The 21,584-nt window shown below is 67.7% G+C and carries 14 protein-coding genes; 7 read left to right on the top strand and 7 right to left on the bottom strand.

Going from position 1 to position 21,584, the window contains the following annotated elements; genetic code table 11:
* Positions 1 to 1,545: glycosyltransferase family 4 protein (locus VED21_RS00075; protein WP_324880258.1), on the bottom strand; the 1,545-nt coding region annotated here is incomplete at its 3' end.
* A gap of 159 nt (positions 1,546 to 1,704) precedes the next feature.
* Between VED21_RS00075 and VED21_RS00080 the strand changes: the two genes are divergently transcribed.
* From VED21_RS00080 to VED21_RS00095, 4 genes are all read left to right on the top strand, one after another.
* Positions 1,705 to 2,766 carry a Gfo/Idh/MocA family oxidoreductase gene (locus VED21_RS00080; RefSeq protein WP_324880259.1) on the top strand — a complete coding sequence of 354 codons (1,062 nt, stop codon included), beginning with the start codon at positions 1,705 to 1,707 and terminating at the stop codon, positions 2,764 to 2,766.
* On the top strand, positions 2,756 to 5,101 hold the full coding sequence (locus VED21_RS00085; RefSeq protein ID WP_324880260.1) for a tetratricopeptide repeat protein: 2,346 nt from the start codon (positions 2,756 to 2,758) through the stop codon (positions 5,099 to 5,101). The genes VED21_RS00080 and VED21_RS00085 overlap by 11 nt, the downstream gene beginning before the upstream one ends.
* 372 nt (positions 5,102 to 5,473) lie before the next feature.
* Entirely contained in the window at positions 5,474 to 7,054 is a 1,581-nt protein-coding gene (locus VED21_RS00090; protein ID WP_324880261.1) for a calcium-binding protein, read from the top strand.
* A 140-nt stretch (positions 7,055 to 7,194) separates the two neighbouring features.
* Positions 7,195 to 9,570: a tetratricopeptide repeat protein gene (locus VED21_RS00095; RefSeq protein ID WP_324880262.1), complete on the top strand. Its 2,376-nt coding sequence runs from the start codon at positions 7,195 to 7,197 to the stop codon at positions 9,568 to 9,570.
* Here VED21_RS00095 and VED21_RS00100 read toward each other — a convergent pair.
* The 4 genes from VED21_RS00100 to VED21_RS00115 are packed head-to-tail and all read right to left on the bottom strand — an operon-like array spanning position 9,557 to position 14,952.
* Positions 9,557 to 10,783, bottom strand: coding sequence for a tetratricopeptide repeat-containing glycosyltransferase family protein (locus tag VED21_RS00100; protein WP_324880263.1), 1,227 nt, complete (start codon positions 10,781 to 10,783; stop codon positions 9,557 to 9,559). The genes VED21_RS00095 and VED21_RS00100 overlap by 14 nt on opposite strands.
* The gene (locus tag VED21_RS00105; protein WP_324880264.1) at positions 10,783 to 11,727 is read right to left on the bottom strand and encodes a glycosyltransferase; all 945 of its coding nucleotides are present in this window, start codon (positions 11,725 to 11,727) and stop codon (positions 10,783 to 10,785) included. The genes VED21_RS00100 and VED21_RS00105 overlap by 1 nt, the downstream gene beginning before the upstream one ends.
* 43 nt (positions 11,728 to 11,770) lie before the next feature.
* Entirely contained in the window at positions 11,771 to 13,177 is a 1,407-nt protein-coding gene (locus tag VED21_RS00110) for an HlyD family type I secretion periplasmic adaptor subunit (protein ID WP_324880265.1), read from the bottom strand.
* Positions 13,174 to 14,952, bottom strand: a complete 1,779-nt coding sequence (locus tag VED21_RS00115) for a type I secretion system permease/ATPase (RefSeq protein ID WP_324880266.1) — start codon at positions 14,950 to 14,952, stop codon at positions 13,174 to 13,176. The genes VED21_RS00110 and VED21_RS00115 overlap by 4 nt, the downstream gene beginning before the upstream one ends.
* A gap of 296 nt (positions 14,953 to 15,248) precedes the next feature.
* Between VED21_RS00115 and VED21_RS00120 the strand changes: the two genes are divergently transcribed.
* Together VED21_RS00120 and VED21_RS00125 are read left to right on the top strand one after the other, a co-directional pair.
* Entirely contained in the window at positions 15,249 to 16,490 is a 1,242-nt protein-coding gene (locus tag VED21_RS00120; protein WP_324880267.1) for a glycosyltransferase family 4 protein, read from the top strand.
* Complete coding sequence (locus VED21_RS00125) at positions 16,487 to 18,256, top strand: tetratricopeptide repeat protein (protein WP_324880268.1); 1,770 nt, start codon at positions 16,487 to 16,489, stop codon at positions 18,254 to 18,256. The genes VED21_RS00120 and VED21_RS00125 overlap by 4 nt, the downstream gene beginning before the upstream one ends.
* 33 nt (positions 18,257 to 18,289) lie before the next feature.
* Here VED21_RS00125 and VED21_RS00130 read toward each other — a convergent pair whose 3' ends face one another.
* Positions 18,290 to 18,958, bottom strand: coding sequence for a glycosyltransferase family 2 protein (locus VED21_RS00130; protein WP_324880269.1), 669 nt, complete (start codon positions 18,956 to 18,958; stop codon positions 18,290 to 18,292).
* 167 nt (positions 18,959 to 19,125) lie between these two features.
* Here VED21_RS00130 and VED21_RS00135 point away from each other — a divergent pair, with 167 nt between their 5' ends.
* The gene (locus VED21_RS00135) at positions 19,126 to 19,833 is read left to right on the top strand and encodes a cytidylate kinase-like family protein (RefSeq protein WP_324880270.1); all 708 of its coding nucleotides are present in this window, start codon (positions 19,126 to 19,128) and stop codon (positions 19,831 to 19,833) included.
* Here the strand turns inward: VED21_RS00135 and VED21_RS00140 are convergent.
* On the bottom strand, positions 19,814 to 21,559 hold the full coding sequence (locus VED21_RS00140) for a hypothetical protein (RefSeq protein ID WP_324880271.1): 1,746 nt from the start codon (positions 21,557 to 21,559) through the stop codon (positions 19,814 to 19,816). The genes VED21_RS00135 and VED21_RS00140 overlap by 20 nt on opposite strands.
* Between the last annotated feature and the right edge of the window lie 25 nt (positions 21,560 to 21,584).

A 21,584-nucleotide genomic window follows, 5' to 3' on the forward strand; every position in this document is an offset into this window, starting at 1 on the left:
CGTGGTGCCGGCGACGGCGACCCGGTCGAGCAGCGCCTGCATGCCCGCCGCGTCGAACTGCCAGTAGCGGGCGAAGGTGTTGATGTCGACGGCGCGGATGGCGGCCAGCCGTTGGGGCGCCGCGTCATCGGCCAGCGTCAGCACACTGTCCGAACCCAGGCTCTCGCTGGCGAAATTGGCGAACAGGGCGTAAGGGTCGCGCATCAGCGGGTAGCCGGGATGCGCCACCTCCGGCGCCTTGGCGCGCACGGTGGCGAGGTCGGCCCACAGCGCGCGGTACTGCCGCGCGATCACCGGCCAGTCGAACACCTGGAGCGCGCGGGTCCGCGCCGCCTCGCCGAATCGACGGCGCAGTTCCGCATCGTCGGCCAGGGTGGCGAAGGCCTGGGCGGCCGCCTCGATGTCCACCGCGGTGCTCTGCGCCACCGCGCCCACGTAGTTCTGGTAGCTCATATGATGCGACGTGTGCGTGCGGGTCAGTTCGAAGCCGCAGCCGGCGGCGGGCATGATGGTGCGGATGCGGAAGCCCACCTCGCCTTCGGTGACGGTATCGCGGTAGCCGTCCCAGTCGCTGACCACCGAGGGCAGGCCGGCGGCCATGGCCTCCACCGGCGCCAGTCCGAAGGTTTCCTGAACATTGTCCACCAGTGACGTGAAGACGTCGGCCGCGTACCAGATTCCGTTCTGCACGTCCGGGTTGTTGCCGTCCACGAAGTGAACGGTCACCGACGGGGCGAAGGCGGTGGCCAGCTGGCGGTACTGTGCTTCGTGCGCCTCGTGCGGGAACCAGCCGGCGAAGATCAGGTGCAGCTTGCGTGACGTCCGCTTCGCCGCCATCTCGGCCGCGGCCAGCGTAGCGAAGGGGTGCATCTTCTCGAAGAAGGAAAGACGGCCCATCCACAGGATGGCGACCTCGCCGTCCTGGATGCGCAGCCGCTTGCGCCATTCCTGTCCCTTTGCGAGGCGGGCCGGCGTGCGCTCGAACCGCGCGCAGTCGACGCCCAGCGGGATGATGGGCAACTGGATCTGCGGCACGCGGCTGCCGCCGAAGCGCGCCTTGTGGAACTCACCCCAACCGTCCAGCAGGTCGCGCACGGTGTGCAGCACGGCGCGCGACGTGCACACCAGGGCGTCCCAGGGCTGCACGGGCGTGGTCAGCACCTTGCCGATGACGTCCTGCGTGGCCGGCGGGGCCAGCGTGTGGATCAGGCCGCACAGGCTGAAGGCGCGCGCGTGCTCCGGCCGGCGCTGCCAGGCGAAGTGGTAGATGTTCGGCTGCCCGTGCATCAGCACGTCGACGCCCGGTGCCTGCGTGATCTGGTCGAAGGCGATCGGCCGTACACGCGCCGCCGTTGGCTTGTCGAAGCCGAACTGCGCGGCGATGGCGTCCGGCGTGCGCCGGTCGGCCACGCAGAAGTGCAGCGGCCGCTCGGCCTGTGCGCCGACCAGGGCGCGGATCAGGCCGGCGTTGGCAACGTCCTTGCCGAACAGGCGCGGGCCGGTGTTGCTGGTGCCCTCGGTCAGGAAAATGGCGGCGTCGTGCATGCGTCAGCCCGGTTCCAGTCAAGCGTGACCGGCCGTTTTCACTTGGCCGGTGCGGCGGGAGCCGCTAAGCGTACCAACGTACCCCCGGCGCCGGCGATTCCGGCCGGCGACTCTGGTACGATCCGATTCGAACCGTCGAACTAGCAGGAAGGCGTCGTCTTGAGCAATCCCGTGCGTATCGGCGTGCTCGGCTGCGGCCGTGTGGCGCAACGCTATCTCGAAGTGTTCCGCGACGAATTGGCGGGCGAGGCCCAGGTGGTGGCCTGCGCCGATCTGGTGCCGGAGAAGGCGGAGCGCTTCGCCGCCGCATTAGGGGCTCGCGTCGTCAACGGCCTGGACGGCCTCGCCGCGGCGGAGCCGGACCTGGTCTGCGTGCTCACCGAATCCGGCAACCATGCCAAGCACGTGCTGGCGCTGATCGAGCGCGGCGTGAACGTGGTCGTCGAAAAGCCGGTCGCCCTGCGGCCCGAGGACGCGCTGGCCATGCGCGACGCCGCCGCGACGCGCGGCCTGATCTGCGCCGTAGTGAAGCAGAACCGCTACAACCCGGCAATGCGCTTCGTGCGCGGCGCCGTGGAGGAGGGGCGGTTCGGCCGCATCGTGCTGGCCGGCGTGCGTGTGCACTGGTGCCGCACCCAGGCCTACTACGATGACCCCTGGCACGGCCGCTGGTCGATGGACGGCGGCGTCCTGGCGCAGCAGGCCATCCACCACCTGGACGCGCTGCAGTGGGTGGCCGGCCCGGTCGAGGCCGTATGCGCCGCCGGCCAAGCCGTGCTGAACAGCCTGGAGGCCGAGGACACGGCGGTGGCCGCGGTGCGCTTCGCATCTGGCGCCATGGGCACCATCGAGGCGACGACCTCGGCCCGCCCGCGCGACTTCGAAGCGTCGCTGCATCTGGTCGGCGAGAAAGCGCTGGCCAAGATCGGCGGCATCGCGCTGAACCGCATCGAGACGTGGGAACCGGTCGACGCGCACCCTGGCGACGCCGACGTGCCGGCGCTGCATTCGCAGGAGGTGCCGACCGGCTACGGCCTGGGCCACGGCCCCTACCTGCGCGGCGTCCTGGAGACGCTGCGGCAGGGACGCACCGATGTGCCCGTCGGCGTGGACGAGGGCATGAAGTCGCTGCGGCTGCTGCACGCGCTGTACACCAGCATGGAGCGGGGCGGCTGGGTGTCGCTGGCCGACGCCCCCGTCTCGGCGCGCCTTGGCCTTTGATCCCCTTCAAACGGCGAGACTGATTTCGAAGGCCGGACAGGCGCTCGCCACGGGGCAACTGGCGCAGGCGCTGGGCACGCTGACCTTGCTGTTGGAGCATGCTCCCGACAACGCCGAAGCTCGCATGTTGGCGGGTCGGGTGCTGCTGCGCACCGGCCGGATCGAGGCGGCCATTGCCGCCTACCGCCGGCTGATTGCCTGCGTTCCGCATCAGGCCACTGCCTTCGCCAATCTCGCCCAGGCGCTGCGCCGTGACGGGGCGGCGGCCGAGGCCGAGGTGATGATGGACCGGGCGCTGCGGCTGGAGCCCGAGCGCGCCGAACTGCACTTCAACTTCGGCAATTTGCTGCGGGCCGGCGCACGGCACGAGGCGGCCGTGCACGCCTTCCAACGCGCTGTCGCCCTCAAGCCGGAGTTCGCCGAAGCGTGGTGCAATCTCGGCCTTTGCCGGAAGGACCTCGGACGATCCGGCCACGCGATGGCGGCCTTGCGTCACGCCGTCGCAGTGCAGCCCGACTTCGCGGATGCCCACACCAACGTCGCCGCGCTTCTCGTCAGCACCGAACGCTTTGCCGAAGCCCTGGCCGCCTATGGCGACGCCCTTCGCCTCGCGCCCGCGCAGCCGGCGGTGTGGCGCAACTGCGGCGCCGTACTGCTCATACTCGACCGTCCTGAGGAGGCAGCTGACACGCTGTGCAAGGCCCTCACCCTGGCCCCCGGCGACGGAGGCGCCTGGGAGCAGTTGGCCAAGGCGCGGCGGAAGACGGGGGACGCAGGCGGCAGCATCGCTGCTTGGAACCGGGCGCTCCGTCTCGCCCCCGACGCGCGGGAGCCCCGTCTGGCGCTGTGCAGACTGTATCTGGACCGGAACCGTCCGGAGGAAGCCGCAGCAGTCGCCCGCGACGCTCTCGTCCGGACGCCCGACGACGCGCCGGTGCTGACGCGCCTCGCCGAAGCCCTGTGCCGCCAGAGCCGATTCGTCGAGGGCGAACGCTGGGCGCGGCGGGCGCTGGCGCTGGACACCCGCGACCGTGCGGCGATGAATTGCATCACCTCGGCCCTAACCGGGCAGTTGCGCTTCGACGCCGCCGTCGCCTGGACGCGGCGGACGCTGGCCCGTTATCCGGACGATCCGTGGCTGTATGCCAACGCTCAGGCGCCTCTGGTCGAGGTGCGCCGCTGGCGTGAGGCGGAACGGCTGGCGCGGCGCGCGCTGCGCGTTGCCCCGAATCAGGGGGCATTCCACTATGGCTTGGCGATGGTGCTGAAGAATCGGGGGCGGATCGACGAGGCGATGCCGCACTATGATGAAGGTGCGCGGCTGACGCCCGACGCCCCGCGCGGCCGGTTCAACCGGGCCGTCGCCCTGCTGGCCGTCGGGCGTGCCGAAGAGGGCCTGCCCGAGTATGAATGGCGGTGGAAGTTGCCGGACTTCCCCTCCGCCCGTCAGCTCTGGCCGCTGCAATCCTTTCCGCAACCGGTGTGGAACGGCGAACCGCTGAACGGCCGCACGCTGCTGGTCTGGGCCGAACAGGGCATCGGTGACGAGATCTGGGATTCGGGATACCTGGAGCCGCTTCTGCGTGGCGGCACCCGGTGCGTTGTGGAGTGCGATCACCGGCTCGTCGGGCTTATGCAGCGCTCGTTCCCCAGCGCGCGCGTCGTCGAGCGCACCGCGCCGCCCGACCGCGCCGCCGGGACGACCGATGTGCAGTGCGCGATGGGCGGCCTCGCGTGGCGGCTGGGCGCCGCCGGCCGGCCCGTTCCGTCGGGCTATTTCAAGGCTGACCCCGACCTTGTCCGGCGCCTGTGCCGCCGGTACCGCCGCACCGGGGGGCCCGTCGTCGGCATCGCGTGGCGCAGTTTGAAACCAATCGCGCACCGGTCGTTTGCCTTCCCGTTGGAGCATTGGGGACCGGTGTTTTCGCTGCCGGGGATCACTTTCGTCAGCCTGCAATATGGCGACGTCGCAGCAGATCTTGCCGCCGTGCGGGCCATGCACGGTGTCGACGTCCTGTCCGATCCCGACCTCGACGCGCTGAGGAGCCTGGATGCGCTCGCTGCGCAGGTTGCGGCCTGCGACGCCGTCGTTTCAATCGCCAACTCCACCATACCGATGGCCCACGCCATTGGTCGCCCAGCCTTCGCGCTCCTTCGCCGCGACCAGAACGACTGGCGCTATGATTTCAAAGGGAGGTGCTCGCGCTGGCTCCCCACCGTTCGTGGCTTCTGGCAGGAAGAACAGGACGATTGGGACACCGTGGTTGAGCGATTGGCCTCTGAACTGGGGACTTGGCTGTCGAATCACCCTTCTGGTGCGGTTTCGCCCGCCTGAGTCGGCTACGGCGAGGGCTCTCGGCACAGGTTCCGGGGCGTTTCAGGCGCAAACGGACGGTCGGAGGGGCTCGGAAGCGGCTTGGGACGGGATTTGCCGCGTGCGAGTGTTGCGCGCCCGCCACACTCGAAAGCTACAAAACTCAAAGGCCGTCTGCATATTATCAGGAGTTGCGTGCCGCGCTTGCGTGCGCCGCTAGGTCACTGTACAAGAAGCTTGCTTCGTCCCCCTTGGCCGGCAAGGGCGCGGGGTTCGTGATTGATGGGGGGTACATGTGAATTGTAAGGTAATAGATCCTCGTCAGGAGCTGACCTTAATTCAGCCTCCCCAACAATTCTCGCAATAGCTTCGAAGCTTACGGGAGTTATAAATATGGCGAACATCACTGGTACCACTTCGAGCGATTCGCTCACCGGAACGTCGGGCGCCGACTCGATCAGCGGCCTGGCGGGTTCCGACACCATCGTCGCTCTGGACGGCAACGACATCGTTTACGGCAACCAGGGCAGCGACCTGATCTCCAGCGGCGCTGGTGTCGACACCGTGTTCGGCGGTCAGGACGGCGACATCATCGACGGTGGCAGCAGCGGCGACGTGCTGTACGGCAACCTTGGCGCCGACAGCATCGCCGGTGGCGAAGACGCTGACACGCTGTACGGCGGTCAGGATAACGACACGTTGCTGGGCGACGCTGGCGACGACGTCCTCGAGGGCAATCTCGGTGCCGACCTGCTGAGCGGTGGCGACGGCGCCGATTCGCTGTTCGGCGGCCAGGGCAACGACGTGGCTCGCGGCGCGACCGGTGCCGACTTGCTGTATGGCAACCTGGGCGACGACGTGCTCGATGGCGGTGATGGCAACGACTCGCTGTTCGGTGGCCAGGGCAACGATGTCCTGACGGGCGCCGCCGGCACCGACCTGCTGTACGGCAACCTGGGCGACGACGCCCTGTCGGGTGGTTCGGATGCCGACAGCCTGTTCGGCGGCGACGGCAACGACAACCTCGACGGCGGCGTGGGCAACGACCTGCTGTACGGTGATGCCGGCAACGACACCGTCGACGGCACGGACGGCAACGACTCGCTGTTCGGCGGCGACGGCAACGACAGCCTGATCGCCGGCGCTGGCGACGACCTCGTGTCGGGCGGCGCGGGCAACGACGTCATCAACGCCATTGCCGGCACCGACACGCTGTACGGCGGTGAGGGTGCGGATACCGTCACGGGTGGCACGGGCGCGACCCTGCGCATCTTCGGCGAGGCCGGCAACGACTTCCTCGGCCTGTCGGACGCTGCGGCCGCCACCATCTTCGGCGGCGACGGCGATGACACCATCGACGGTCTGAACGGCACGGGCACCGCCCTGCTGTACGGCGGCACGGGCAATGACCTGATCATCACCTCGACCGCTTCGCAGACCGTGTATGGTGACGACGGCAACGACACCATCACCGGCACCTCGACCGGTGGTCTCGGCGCCAACGCCGGCACCACCGCTGGTGACACGCTGTTCGGTGGCGCCGGCAACGACCTGATGTACGGCAACGTCAGCGTTGCCGACATCCTGTCGGGCGGTGACGGCAACGACACCCTGTGGGCTGGTGACAGCAGCATTGCCAACGACACCCTGTACGGTGGCGACGGTGCCGATCGCTTCGTCTTCTCGCAGGTCGGCGTGTCGTTCGCGGCTGCCGGCACGCACCAGGTGTACGGCTTCCAGGACGGTTCGGACAAGATCCGCCTCGTCGGCTTCGGTTCGTACGCTGGTGGCGCTCCGGGCTTCACCGCGGTGGCCAGCGCTGGCGCGGTGGGCACCCCGGCCGTCAGCACCGTCACCTTCTACTCGTCGGGTGACAACCAGGTGACCGTGCTCATCCACGGCACGGGTTCGCAGTACCTGACGCTGCAGATCCAGGGCGTCAGCACCGTTGACGCCAACGATTTCGAGTTCTAATCGAAATCACGGGTCTAGGGCGGGGGCGCTTCGGCGCCCCCGTTTTTTTTGTGCCTATGCCTGCCGTACCGCGAAACGTGCTATGGTCCCGCGGCACGATTCCGCCCGACACACGGCCTTAGAGAACGACAGCTTCACCCATGGACGCACGTATCAGCGAAGCGCGATCCGCCCTGGCGCACGGTCACGTGGACCATGCCTCCACCCTCGTCCGGGCTGCCCTAGAGCACGATCCGAAATCGGTGGATGGCCTGAACCTCCTTGCCAACATCGCCATCCAGTGCGGAAACCCGCGCGAGGCGGCGGAGCTGCTTGCCCAGGCCGCGCCGCTCGACAGCACGCCGCGCTCCGCGATGAACCATGCCTTGGCGCTGGAGATGATCGGCGACCGGGAGCAGGCCATCGCAGTCTACGAAGCCATTCTGGCGGCGCAGCCCGAACACCGGAAAGCGCGCGAACGCCTGATCCGCACCTGCACCGCTGTAGGCGCCACGGAGCGCGCCGTCGCCGTGGCTGATTTTTGGGCCGAGCCCACCGATTTGGCGCCCGAAACCCGGTACGCCCTTGCCCTGTGTTACCTGAAGCTGGGCAGGCCAGCGGCAGGCGAGGCGCTGCTGGACCAGCTCCTGCACACAGCTCCGGACCACCTTCCGGCGCAGCTGGCGAAGGCCGGGCTGCTCGCCGCACGCTCGCAGAACGCGCCGACGCTGTCCATGCTTCGCCGCGTCCTCGCCCAGGACCCCGCCAGCGCCGACGCGATCCTGCTCCTCGGGCAGACGTTCGTGCGCACCCACGAGGCGCCGCAGGCCGAATCCTGGCTGCTTCGCGCCACCCTGTTCCCGACGCAGCGCGTACCGGCGAGCCGTGAACTTGGCCTGTTCCTGCGCTCGCGCAACCGCCACCAGGACGCGGTCGCTTTTCTGAAGATCGGCCACGACGCCGACCCCGAGAGCGCGACGCTCACTGACGCCCTGGTCCAGAGCCTTCTCCAGCTCAAGCGCAACGCTGAGGTGACGGAACTCATCCGCTCCGTCCTCGACAAGGTGCCGGACGACCCCACGTGCTGGAACGCGCTGAGCATCGAGCTGAAGACGGCCGGGCAGCCGGAACTGGCGACGCAGTACATGCGCCGGTCCGTCGCCCTCTTTCCGAGCGAGCCGGTTCTTCTGTACAACCTCGGCAACACGCTCAACGAGCTGACCCGCGCCGAGGAGGCGGAGCAGGCGCTGAAGCGGGCGGTCATCCTGGCCCCGAAGTATGCCAAGGCGTGGAACTCCCTGTGCGTTGCCCTCAGCTTCCAGTTCCGCAACGAGGAGGCGGCCGCCGCGGCTCAGGCCGCCCTGAAGCTCAACCCGAAGCTCAAGTCCGCCTACCTCAACCTGTCCGCGGTGATGCGCGGCCGCGGCGATTTCGGTGCCTCCATCCGATGTTTGCGCAAGGCGCTGGAACTCGATCCGAAGTACGTTGAGGCCGAACATGGGCTGGCCTACGCGCTGCTGACCGTCGGCGAGATCGAGCAGGGCTTCAAGGCCTACGATTCCCGCTGGGCCATTCCGGGTTTCACCTCCGCGCGGCGCCCCTACCGCAAGCCCATCTGGGACGGCCAGGATCTCACCGAAGACGGCATCCTCGTCTACATGGAACAGGGAATGGGCGACGAGATCATGTTCTCGTGGTATTTGCACCTCCTACGGCGCGATGCAAAGCGCGTCATGCTGGAGTGCGACCACCGGCTGATCCCGCTGTTCAAGCGCACCTTCCCGGAGTTCGAGTACGTCCAGCGCCGGGTCAAGGTGGATCCGCGCGCGGCCGACCCCGGCCTGCGTTACAAGGCGCCGGTCGGCCACCTGCCCAAGCACTATTGGTATGAAACGCGCGAGCACATCCGCACGGTCTGGAGCCTTGCCAACCGGCATATGGTCCGCACCGATCCGTACCTTGTCGCCGATGCCACCCGCGTCGAGTATTGGCGCGCGTACCTGCGCGACCGCTTCGGCGGGCGTCCGCTGATCGGCGTATCGTGGCGCAGCGCAATCCACAACCGTATGCGCGACCTTCAGTACACGGCCCCCGAAGACATCGCGCAGATCTTTGGCTACGACATCGCCCTTATCAATCTTCAGTATGCGACGGAGCCCGAGGAAGTCGAGATCTTTACGAAGGCCGGGCAGCGGTTTGGCTTCCATTTCCTGCATCCGGAGGGCGTCGACCTCAAGGATGACCTGGACGACGTGATGGCGCTGATATCGGCCCTGGATCTGGTGGTGACGCCGCTGATCTCGGTGGCTTGGATGGCGGGCGCCCTCGGCGTGCCCACCTGGGTTCTGCGGACCTCGGAGACCCCGCTGATCTGGCAGCAGCTGGGCACTCCCATGATCCCCTGGTGTCCGAGCATGCGCCTGTTCTTCCGCCACCCGCTGGCGTCGTGGGAAACGTCGTTCAACACTGTGCGCAGCGAGCTGAAGGCATGGTTGGCCGGGGAATGGAAGATAGGCGACCCGATCACCGGCCCATAAGGACCCGGAGTTCCTGGGCGACGCGGGCGAGCACACCGTCCCAGTCGCCCAGCCGGTCCTGACGGAAGAGGCGGGCCGTGGGATACCAGGGCGTATCGTCGCGGTCCACCAGCCAGCGCCAGTCGGCGTTGCGCGCCAGCAGGATCCACACCGGCTTGCCTAGCGCCCCCGCCAAGTGCGCCACGGACGTGTCGACGGAGATGACCAGATCGAGCTGTTCGATAACGGCCGCGGTGTCGGCGAAATCGTCCAGCAGGGGCCCGAGATTCCGCATCCCCGACGTTTCAACGGCGCCCGCCTTCTGAAGGGCATAGAAGTCGACCCCCGCTACGTCCAGCAGCCTTGCGAAGCGGGCAAAGGGGATCGATCGCCAGCGGTCGCGCACGTGGGCCGGGTTACCTGCCCACACCAGCCCGACGCGCAGCCGGCCAGTACTTTCCAGCCGGATCGGCGCCTGCGCTGGTGCCGAAATGTAGGGGATGTTCGCAGGCACCGTGTCCGGTCGCGTGGCTAGGCGATGGGGCAGGCTCATCAGCAGTTCGATGAAGTCGCACGAGCCGATGCGCCCTTCGACGATCCCAGCGACGCCCGGCACAGTTGGGATCAGACGGCGCAGCCCGGGCTGAGCGTGGATCCGCACCTCAGCTCCTTGGGCGGCGAGCAGGGATGCGTAACGCAAGAAATGTATGGTGTCGCCCACCCCCTGCTCGGCGACCAGCACGATGGTCCGGCCGTCCAAGGGGCTGCCATCCCACATTGGCACTTCGGCGGCGCGAGCTGCCTGGATCACCTGCTGCCGGGCGGAGCGACGCTCATACTCGTCAAAGCCCTCTTCCCATTCCCCAATCTGGAGAAGCGTCAGCGCAAGCCCGACACGGATCTTCTCGACGTGGGGCGCTACACGTGCGGCACGGCGGTAGATGGCGAGGGCACCCCGCATGTCGCCGGAATTGCGCAGGGCGTTGCCCAGGTTGAAGAGGAGCTTGGCCAAGCGCGGCTCGCTGGCCACCACCCGCCGCAGCAACACCACCGCTTCGTCGAACCGTTCTAGGCGTTGCAGGGCCTTGGCCCGCAGATCCGCTGCACGAATGTGGCCGGGTTTTGCCTGTTCGACCTGCCGGCAAATCCCGATCGCCCGGTCGAATCGCCCGCGGGCCAACTCCCGCCGCGCTTCCTCTAGCGCGGCATCGATGGTTACTAGCCGTTCGGTCATCACAAACGGATCTCTTCGCGCCAGAAGGCTAGAAGTTCGGCGGCCATGCGATCCAGGGTGTAACCGTTCACCGTCTGCCTCATGGCGGCCCGCCGCCGACGGGTCTCCTCGTTGGGCTGCTCGCACAGCGACATGGCGCGGGCGAGCTGGTCGGCGCACGACACGAGGTCCTCGGCATCACACCAAAAGCCGTTATCGTCGGTGGCGAACTCACGGCCACCGTCGCCCTTGAAGCCGACGACGAAGCAACCCGCCGCCATCGCCTCCAACGGCGGCAGCCCAACGCCCTCCAGCTTGCCTAGAGAAAGGAACACGGCCGACTCGCCAAGGATACGGGCAACCTCCGACTGTGGCAGGTCATGGATGCCGATCCAGGGGACGTTCTTGTACTGCGGGTGGCGGCAACGGAAGGTGCCGCGGATGAAAGTCGACTCCACGGTCATCTTGCGCGGCATATAGGCGATTACGCGGCGCTTCACGCGGGGCTTGAAGAGATCTAGGTCGATGCCGTTGTGAACCACTGGCACGCGCTGGTAGCCCAGACTATTCCGCAAGTATTCTGCGATGACGTCGCCACAACAGAACACCGTCGAGACGCCGTAGGACTTCTCGTAGCTCTCGCCGCGGCCGATTCCATAAAAGATGTAATGGTGATTCTGGCAGAAAACAACCTTGCGGCAGTCCCGGTCCTTGAACGCCAACAGTTGGTCGTTCCACGGTTCGGGAATGACATAGATATCCGTCGACCGGGTGACGAAATCCTCTGTCCACGGTACGGACGGCACGTCGATGTCGAAAAACGTCGGCCCCATATCGCGCCGCAGCAGCAGCATCGCGTCGAAGCCGTTGTCCACCAGGATCTTGACATGCCGGCGCGCGATCAGGCCACCGCCCGTTGGCGTCGAGGTGTTGTCGGTGATGTAGAATATCCGGGGGTTATCCATGAGTGAGTGCTTGATCCAGGTGGCGAGTCACCGCGATACGCGCTTAGGGTTCACGCAGCGCCAGTTCGAAGCTTTGCAGCAACGGCGTCAGCCAGTAGGCGAGCAGCGTCCGCTCGCCCACCGAAATCAGGCACATCACCGGCATGCCCGACGCCAGTTCGATGCCCGGCAGCACGCGTTCACGTGCTTCCTTGTCCAGCCGGATCAGGGCGCGGTAGTACGGGCCGATTGGGTTTCCCTGCTCGGTAATGGCGTCGGCGGAAATCGACACGAGGGTGGCGTCGATGGGGTGGGTGTAGCGCTGGCTGAAGGACGTCAGCCGGACCTGCACGCTGGCACCGACCGAGACGTTGTCAATGTCGCGGGGTAGGACCCGTGCTTCGACGATCAGTTCGTCGTCTTGCGGCACGATGTCAAACAGCGGCTGGCCAGCCTGGACGAGGCCGCCCACGGTGTGAATCTTCAGGTCCACCACCCGGCCGCTGCGCGGGGCTGCGATGTCCAGGTGGCGCAGGTTGTCCTGGGCGATGCGGGTGCGTTCGCGCAGATCGTTGAGCTGGACGTCGGCGGTGCGCAACTCATCGCTGATGCCCTTGTCGAACTGAGTCGTCAGGTCGATGATCTGCAGTTCCATCTCGCCGACACGCTGGTAAGCGCGGGCGACCGAGGCGTCCAGATTGTTGATATCTCCCTGCATGGAGACTTCCGCCCGTTCCTGCGCGAGCAGGCGGGGCAGGCGCTCCATCCCCTTGTTGTACAGTTCGCGTACGCCCTCGGTTTCCCGGTGGATCAGTTCGAGCTGCTTGACGAGAGACTTACGGCGGTCGGTGAAGGCGTTGATCTCGGTGCGGGTCTGCGCGATGCGCTCATTCAGGATCTTCGCTTGGCCCTCAAGCGACAGCCGGCGCTTGGCAAAGACATTCTGCTGGGTCTCGATCAGCCGATCGACCAGGGGCGTGCCGCGCAGCGCCTCGATCTCCGCGGGGTAGACGATGGCCGGCAGCTGGTCGCGCTCGGCCAGCAGGCGCGCCTCCTGGACGCGCACGGCGTAGTATTGGTTGCGGACCAGATCAAGCTGCGCCTCGGTCTGCAGACGGTTGAGGCGCACCAGCACCTGCCCCTCGCGCACCATCTGGCCTTCCTGCACCAGCAACTCGTCGACGACGCCGCTGATGATGGGCTGCACGGTCTTGCGCGCCGTGTCGACGCGAAGCGAGCCCTGGGCGATCACCGCGCTGCCAAGGGGAACGGTTGCGGCCCAAGTGCCGAAGCCGCCGAAGAAGACCAAGATCATCAGGTAGCCGGCGAGACTCGCCTTGCGCCAGGGCGGCGAGGGCGGCCGCCGGTCGATAGACGGCGGGAGGCCGGTGGTCTGCGGCAGGCCGGCGTGGCTCACGGCCGGCACGGTCCCTGTGTCTTGGGTCAGGGCGTTCTGACTCACGGCGGTCATCCGTTGACCTGCTTGCTGATCATCGTGACGTTCTGAGCGGGTGCGGCGATGGGACGGCCGCCTGTGATGAGCGGCAGGATCTGGTCGCGCTCACCCAGGCGCTGCACGGTGCCGTTCTGCAGCACCAGGATGCGGTCGGCGACGCTCAGGATGCTCGGCCGGTGGGCGATGATGATGATCGCCGCCCCGCGTTTCTTGGCTGCGGCGACCGCCTTCAGCAGCGCCTGCTCGCCGCTGGCATCGAGGCTGGCGTTCGGTTCATCGAGGATGAGCAGGCGCGGGTTACCGTACAGCGCGCGCGCCAAGCCGACGCGCTGGCGCTGGCCGCCCGACAGCAACGCCGCCTGATCGCCCACCTCGGTGTCGTATCCGCGCGGCAGGTGCATGATCATCTCGTGCAGGCCGGCCAATTCAGCCGCTTCGATGATGTCTTCCGGCGAAGCGTTGGGGGCGAGGCGGCAGATGTTGTCCTTCAAGGGGCCGCCGAACAGCTCGACGTCCTGCGGAAGGTAGCCGATGTAGCGGCCAAGGTCTTCCGACGGCCAGGCGTACACATCGGCGTTGTCAAGGCGGACATGCCCCTGCGTCGGCGCCTGAAGACCGACGAGCAGATGCGCCAGCGTCGACTTGCCGGCGGCCGAGGGGCCGACGATGCCCAGCACCTCGCCCGGCTCGACGGCGAAGGTGATGCGCGACAGCACCGGCCGCTCTGCGCCGCGCGGATGGAACCACACGTTCTCCACCGACAGCCGGCCCTTGGGTGTCGGCGGCACCACGCTGGCCCGCGGCCGTGCCGCGACGCGCCGCAGGATCTCCTTGAGTTCGTGGTAGCTCTGCCGTGCGTCCGCCAACTGGCGCCAGTTGGTGATGATCTGCTCCAAAGGCATCAGGGCACGGCCAGACAGGATCGTGCAGGCCATCATGGCGCCGCCCGTCAATGTGCTGTTGGGGGCGATGATCTCCATCGCCGCCACCGACATGATGCTCATCTGAATGAGCATGCGGGCGTACTTCGACGTGGCGGCGATGATCGCTGCCTTCTGGCTCGCCGCCCCCTGCTCGTCCAGCACGCGCTCGTTGTTCTGGCTCCAGCGCGCCAACACGTGCGGCGTCATGCCCATGGCTTCAACCACGTTGGCGTTGCGCACCGCCGCTGTCACCGACTTAGTCGCCTTGCTGTGGGCGGCGTTGGCCCGCTTCAGGGCGGGCCGCGTCACGAACTCGTTGGCCAGCGTCAGCACCACCAACAGCACGGCGCCGCCCAGGGCCACCATGCCGATCCAGAAGTTCAGCAGGAAGAGCACGCCCAGGAACACCGGGATCCAGGGCGCGTCCATGATGACGTAGATGGTTTGGCCGGACAGGAATTGGCGCAGGGACTGCAGCTTGTTCAGGGCAGCCATGTCGCGCGGCGCGCCGCGCACCAGCGCCCCCGCGATGCAGGCGTTCAGGACCGGCGTGCTCAGGCCGCGGTCCAGCCACGCGCTGAGGTGCACCAGGACGAAGGAGCGGGCGACGTCGACCGCGAGTTGCACCAGGAGCGCGAAGTTGGCGATCAGGAACAGAAAGAGCAGTGTCGGCAGACTGTGGCTGTTCAGCACGCGGTCGAAGACCGAGAACATGTACAGCGGCAGCACCAGCACGAACAGGTTGACCACCAGGCTGAACACGCCGACGGCGGCCAGGGCGCTCCTGCAAGACGTGAACACCTGACGCATCAGATCGTCGGGATCACCGTTGGTCGCCACGGCAGCCGCTTTGCCGGTCACGCTCATGCTCGTCCATTCCCGAATGTGAATCCAACTGGGGTAACACTGGGTCCCAGCATCATACAAAATTGGCGGACCGAAGTGGCAGGGCCTTTCGCGGTGCCAAAAAAGAATGCGCTGGCGGCAGCGGCCATGATGGGCCGGCCGAAGAGCCTGCCGCTGTGATCCCCGCCACGATCGCGCATTGATCGTTGCGCGGTCGTGAGTGTATAGCCCTGTGCCGGCTGCCCGGACAACGGAATTCTCCCGCATGCCAGGGCAGCGACGACGCCAACCGATCACCGTACGGGCCTGTCATACCCATGAAGATCCTGTTCATACACCAGAACATGCCTGGCCAGTACAAGCATCTGGCCAGGATCATGGCCGCAGATCCGGGCAATCAGGTGGCGTTCATCACCAAGGGCGAGAAGCCCGACATTCCCGGCGTGGCGCGGGTTTCGTACAAGCCGGCGCGGGAGCCGCACCCGTCGACCCACCATTACCTGCGCTTCGTGGAGGGGCACGTGCTGTACGGTCAGGCGACGGTGCGGGCCGCCCTGCAGTTGCGCCAGCGCGGCTTCGTCCCCGACATCGTCTGCGCCCACACCGGCTGGGGTGAGGCGATGTTCATCAAGGACGTGTTTCCGGAAAGCGCGCTGCTGGCGTACTGCGAATTCTACTACCGTGCCAAGGGCGCCGACATCGGCTTCGAGCCGGGCACAGATCCGGACGTCGACAAGATGGCCCGCACGCGCTGCCGCAATTCCCACATGCTGATCAGCATGGAAGCGATGGACTGGGGCGTGACTCCCACCCGCTGGCAGTGGCAGCAGCATCCGGAGGCGTTTCGCGACCGCATCTCGGTCATCCACGAAGGCGTTGACACCGGCTTGTGCAAGCCGAACCCGGCGGCGGCTCTGGTGCTGCCCAACGGCCGCGTGCTGACCCGCGATGACGAGGTGATCACCTACGTCGCCCGCAACCTGGAGCCGTACCGCGGGTTCCACATCTTCATGCGGGCGCTGGAAGAGGTGTGCCGGCGGCGGCCGAACGCGCAGGTGGTGATCGTCGGCGGCGACGACGTCAGCTACGGTTCGGCGCCCGAGGGGTCGCCGAACTGGCGCGAGAAGATGCTGGCCGAGGTGCGAATCGATCCCAACCGCGTGCACTTCCTGGGCAAGGTTCCCTACCAGCAGTTCCTGACCGTCCTGCAGGTATCGCGCGCCCACGTTTATCTCACCTTTCCGTTCGTCCTGTCGTGGTCGATGCTGGAGGCGATGTCGACGGGTTGCCTGATCGTCGGCTCCAGCACCGCGCCGGTGATGGAAGCCATCGAGGATGGCCGCAACGGCCTGCTGACCGACTTCTTCGATCCCCGGGGGGTCGCCGACCGGCTCGACGCCGTCCTCGACCATTCCGACCACATGGCGGCGCTGCGCGAGGCCGCGCGGCGAACCGTCGTCGAACGCTACGACCTGCACAGCGTGTGCATCCCGGCCCAGCTCAAGCTGATAGAGGACGTGGCTGCGCGCCGCCGGCCGGCCGGTCTCGGCGCGCCGTGAGCCGAAGCCTGGCCGATACCGCTGTATCCGCCGAGGAGCGGGCGGCGGTGGCGGCGGTCAACGCCGCGCCCGCCGACGCGGCGGCCCGCCTGCGTCTGGCCGCGCTGCTGGCACGGCGCGGCGCCTTCGCCGAAGCGATCAGGCAAATGGAGCAGGCCGAGCGCCTGGGTGAGCGTTCGGCGAAGCTGTACCACAACCTCGGTGTGGCATACGGCCGCCTGGGCGACACCGGGCGTGCCGCAGACCGCTACCAGCAGGCGCTGTCCGCCGACCCGTTCCACGCGGGGGCGCGCACCAACCTGGGGCAGGTGCTCGTGGCCGCAGGCGACCTTCCCCGGGCCGAAGCACTCTACCGTGAGGGAGTCGCGGCTGCGGTGGACGATCCGCGCGCCCACAACAACCTTGGCCTCGTGCTCATGCTGCGCGACGACGTCGCCGGTGCCGACCAGCACTTGCGCGCCGCCGTCGCACTGGATCCGGGTTACGGCCACGCCCATTACAACCTTGCCCTGCTGCACGACCGACGCCATGCGCCCGATGCGGCCGCCGCGGCCTATCGCCGCGCCCTGGAGTGCGGCAACGCGCCAGCGCGGGCGGCTTACGGCCTTGCGGTGATCGAGCAGATGCGTGGCCGGGCCGATCTGGCTATCCCGCTCTATGAACACGCCCTGGCGCACGACCCGTCGGACCTAGACCCGCGCGCCAACCTCGCCATCGCGCTGCAGGAGGTGGGCCGTCTGGACGAGGCGCTGGCCCAGGCCGACGCGCTGCTGGCGCGCTGCCCGGACCATCCGAGCGCCGTCTACGTGCGCGGCTGGGTGCGGCTGCTGCGCGGCGACCTCGGGGGATACGCGGACTACGACATCCGCTGGCGCCGGCCGGGCCCTGACTTGCGCCAGCACCGTTTCCCGGCGCCCTTGTGGAACGGCGAGCCGCTCTGCCCGGGACAGCGGCTTCTGCTGTGGGGGGAGTTCGGCGTCGGCGACGAGTTGGTAATGGCCGGGCTTCTGGGCGACGTGCTGGCGCGCGGCATCCCGGTGGTGCTGGAGTGCGACCCGCGCTTCGTGCCGCTGTTCCGACGCTCCTGGCCTGCCGTCACGGTGGTGCCGCGCAGCGATCCGCCGGACGGGCGGACGTGCGCGCCGGACATCGCGGCGCAAAGCTCGCTGATGCGCCTGCCGATGCTGTTCCGCCACGGCATGGACGATTTCCCCCGGCACGGCGGCTACCTGCAGCCCGATCCCGAGCGGGTGCGGGCGCACCGCGCAGCGTTCATGGCGCTCGGGCCGGGCGCCAAGATCGGGCTGGCGTGGTCCAGCGACAACCCGCGCACCGGCGGGCGCAAGTCGATCCCGCTGGAGCAGTGGGCCGCGGTCCTGGCGGTGCCCGGCGTCCACTTCGTCAGCCTGCAGTACGCGGGTGCCGACGACGACATCGTGCAGGCCCGCGCGCGGGGGGTGACCAACCTGACGGCAAATCCCAACCCGCGGCTGCGCGACGACCTGGAGGATCTGGCGGCACAGGTCGCCGCGCTGGACGCCGTCGTCACCATCGCCGGCATAAACGCCCACATGGCCGGTGCGCTGGGCAGGCCGGGACTGGTGCTGGTGCCGCGTACTCCGTTGTGGTTTTGGTTCGATCAAGGCGAGGAGTCGCCCTGGTACCCCAGCCTCCGGCTCATCCGCCAGGCGCGGGAGGGTAATTGGGGCGAGCCCATCGCGCGGCTGGCGGCGCTGCTTGAAGAAGCCCTGCCATGGCATGGCTGATTTGCGGGAAAGATATTGGATCGGCCCGGTCTTTCAGCAGTACCGCGCCCCGTGGGTGTCGACGCGCGTGATGGCCTGCTCTGGCGCGGGTTCCCGGGCGATGCGGTAATGCACGGCGTGCCGCGTGCGGTAGGCCACGGTCGGCTGGTCAAGGAAACCGAAACGCACGCCTTGCCGCAGCATGTACTTCCACAAGAATTGATCGCCGGTCGCTGCCGTCTCCTGCGGTGCTAGAGCCCATCCGATCAGGTGTGGGAAAGCCGCCTTGCGCACCAACAGGCAGTTCGTATCGATATGCCGCCGGCCGTCCACGTGCGGGCACTTCACCATGGGAGTGCCGTCCAGGCGATGCAGCATCCGGGCCGACGCACACACGTCCAGCCCGTTGGCGTCGGCGAAGCCGAGCAGGCCGGCGATGTGGTCGGGCTGGAGCCAGTTATCGGCGTCCAGGAAGGCGATGGCGTCCGCGCCCCGGCTTACAGCAGAATAACAGCCGATCAGGCGTGGGGTGTTTCCATAGTCACTGTGATTGCGGGGGAGGACGATGTGTTCGCCGGTGAATCCATCCAGGTTGATTTGCTCCGAGCCGTCGCAGACAAGTATGTGATGCACCGGTACGGTCTGCGCCTTTACGCTTTCGTGTGCTTGGCGGAGCCAGGCAGGGTCGGCGCGGTAATAGGGCGTGACGACGAATACTTTCATGTCTCGTCTCCGGTGTGCACGTCGGGCGGCGCGCATCCTTGTAGAAACAAGGGGGTAGGGAGACAAGCGGATTCGGCCGTGCCTGGGCCGGGCTCCTCATGATTTTTCCTCTGTATCCGGGCCGTCCACATCGTAAGATCCGCCGAGTTTTCGGGGGTGAGGCTGCTATGGCGAAGAATGATCCGTTGCACACGCTGCTGGCCTTCATGGCCGCCGACCGCTACCAGCCGCAGACGCCGCCCTCGGCCGAACGGCCGCCGGTCATCACCGTGGCGCGCAGCCATGGTTCGGGTGGGGAGGCGATCGCCGCACGTGTCGCGGCCACACTCGGCATAACCTGCTTCGATAAGGAGCTGATGGACGGCGTGGTGGGCGCGGCGCAGACCGACAAGGCGGCTATGCGCACGTTGGACGAGAAGCTGCCAGTACGGGAAGGGACTTTCCTGTTCGCCAGCCTGCTGGGCCTCAACGACCCCCTGCCGGAATACCAGCGCACGCTGGCCCGCGTGGTGAAGGGCATCGCCTGGGGCGGTGGCGTCATCGTCGGCCGCGGCGCCCACCTGATCCTGCGCGGCACGCCGTGCTTTCGCGTACGCGTCGTCGGCTCCGAGGAGGTCTGCGCCCGCCGCCTCGCCGGCGGCGATGCCACGCGGGTGCCGGCGCTGGTGGAGGAGGTCCGCACGGTGAACCGGCAGCGCACGGAGTTCCTGACCGAGACGTTCAGGGTGCCGCCTGACGACCCGCTGCAGTACGACCTGGTGGTCAACACCGACACGCTGGGCGACGTCGAGGCCGTCGCGACGCTGGTGGTGCAGGCGTTCCGCGCCGGCTCCGGGATGACGATGGCGGACGGAGCTACGCCCCGTAAAGGCTGAAGGGCGGCCTGCGGCGCGCAGCCTCCCATGGCTCGCGAGCCGGCCGAAAGTGCAGGGGCAGGGACCAGCGGTCGAGCATGGCCAGGGGCAATTCGCGCTGACGGGCAAGTTCCAGGCAGGCGCATAGCCCCACCTGATCGATGTACCACCGGGCCGAGCCGTCGGTGAGGTAATGGCTGAGGTAGGCGCAGAGACGATCCAGCAGGGTCGCGGTTGCCGCGGTGGGGCGCAGGACCATGAGCCCCGCGAGATAGCGGATGTGCGGCTCGAAGATCCAGTTCTTGCCAATGACGGCGACGTCCGCGTGGACGCTGCCAAGAAAGTCACCGATGTCGACTTCGAGCACGGCGTCGACATCCGCGATCACTAGGGGTTGACTGTACAGCGCCAGGAGGCGCGGCGCGATCAGGAAGCGCATACACGAATAGATTACCCGGGGCTCGGCCCGGAACCCGTCCGGGAGCGGGCCCCGCGTCAGCCGGTAGAGAATGCCCAGTTGATCGAGCAGGGCGGCCGAAGCGGCGATCCGTTCCGCCGGAGCGTCGCACACGTGGACGTGCAGCAGCGTTCCGGAGTCCTGCGTGGCGGCGAACGAGCGGGCGAACATGCCGCCGAAGGCCTCCAGGTAGCTCCCATCGCACGCTACCAAGACGACGCGCCGCACGTCGCCGCCGCGCTCCGCGACCGCTTCCATGGCAACGTCGGGTGGTGGTGGCAAGGCGTCGATGAAGGCCGGGTCGCAGCGGAATGTCGCGAGGATCTGCGCCGCGCGGGGGTCGCGAGCAGCCGGGTCGGACCGGAAGCGCCGGTCCGCCTCGACAAGGTCGCCGTCGTGCAGGGCGAATTCCGCTTCGCAATCGCCGACGCGCGCTTGGATCGCGGGATCCACTACCCGTCGGGCGTGCTGGAGGTGGGCTTGTGCGGCGGCACGGTCCTTTGTCAGGAGCGTGCGGGCGAGGCGAAGGTGGATATCGCCGACAATCGTGTCCGGTCCGTGGTGTTCCACCAGATGCAGTGCGCGGACGTAGTCGTCCGCCGCCCTGTCAAGCAGCCCGCGCATGTACCGGTTCGCGCCGGCGGTGAGCCATGCCGATGGTGCGTCCGGTTGCAACCGGCATGCCCGGTCGGCCCACGCGATGTCCAGCAGGGAGCCGGCCATTCCGAGCGCCGCCAAACCGAGATCGGGCTCACACACCAGCGCGCGTTCGAACAGTGCTACGGCGCGGCCGTGCTCGTCGCGCCCGGCCGCCGTCAGGCCCAGAAGGCAGGCAGCTTCCGCGAGCCGTGCCGGTTCCGTCTGGGCCATCGCCAGAACCTTGAGCAGAGCGGCCTCAGCCTCGGCCAGCCGCCCTTCGGCCAGCGCTCGCCGGCCGAAGGCGCACTGGACCCGGCTCAGGCGGGCCTTCGCCGGTTCGTGATCCGGAAAGCGGGCGAGCAGGGCCTCGTAGGCGACGGCCGCGGCTGGCGCGTCGTCCGTGGTTTCCACGGCCATGGCGTGGTTCATGGCCGATTGCGGGGCATCGTCGAGCAGGGTCGCGCGGCTAAAATGGCGGATGGCATCGCCTGTACACCCCATGCGCATGGCGATTACGCCCAACGCGTTCAGGACGCCCACGCCGGCCGGGTCTGAAGGAAGCGCCGTCCGTACGGCGGCAAGGGCGCCGGGAAGATCGCCCGCCTTCAGGCAAGCGCGCGCCGTTGACAGCAGCCGATGTGAAACATCCATGTGCAGATCCAGGTGGGGGAGAGTG

This window comes from Azospirillum sp. (assembly GCF_035627195.1).
Taxonomy (GTDB): domain Bacteria; phylum Pseudomonadota; class Alphaproteobacteria; order Azospirillales; family Azospirillaceae; genus Azospirillum.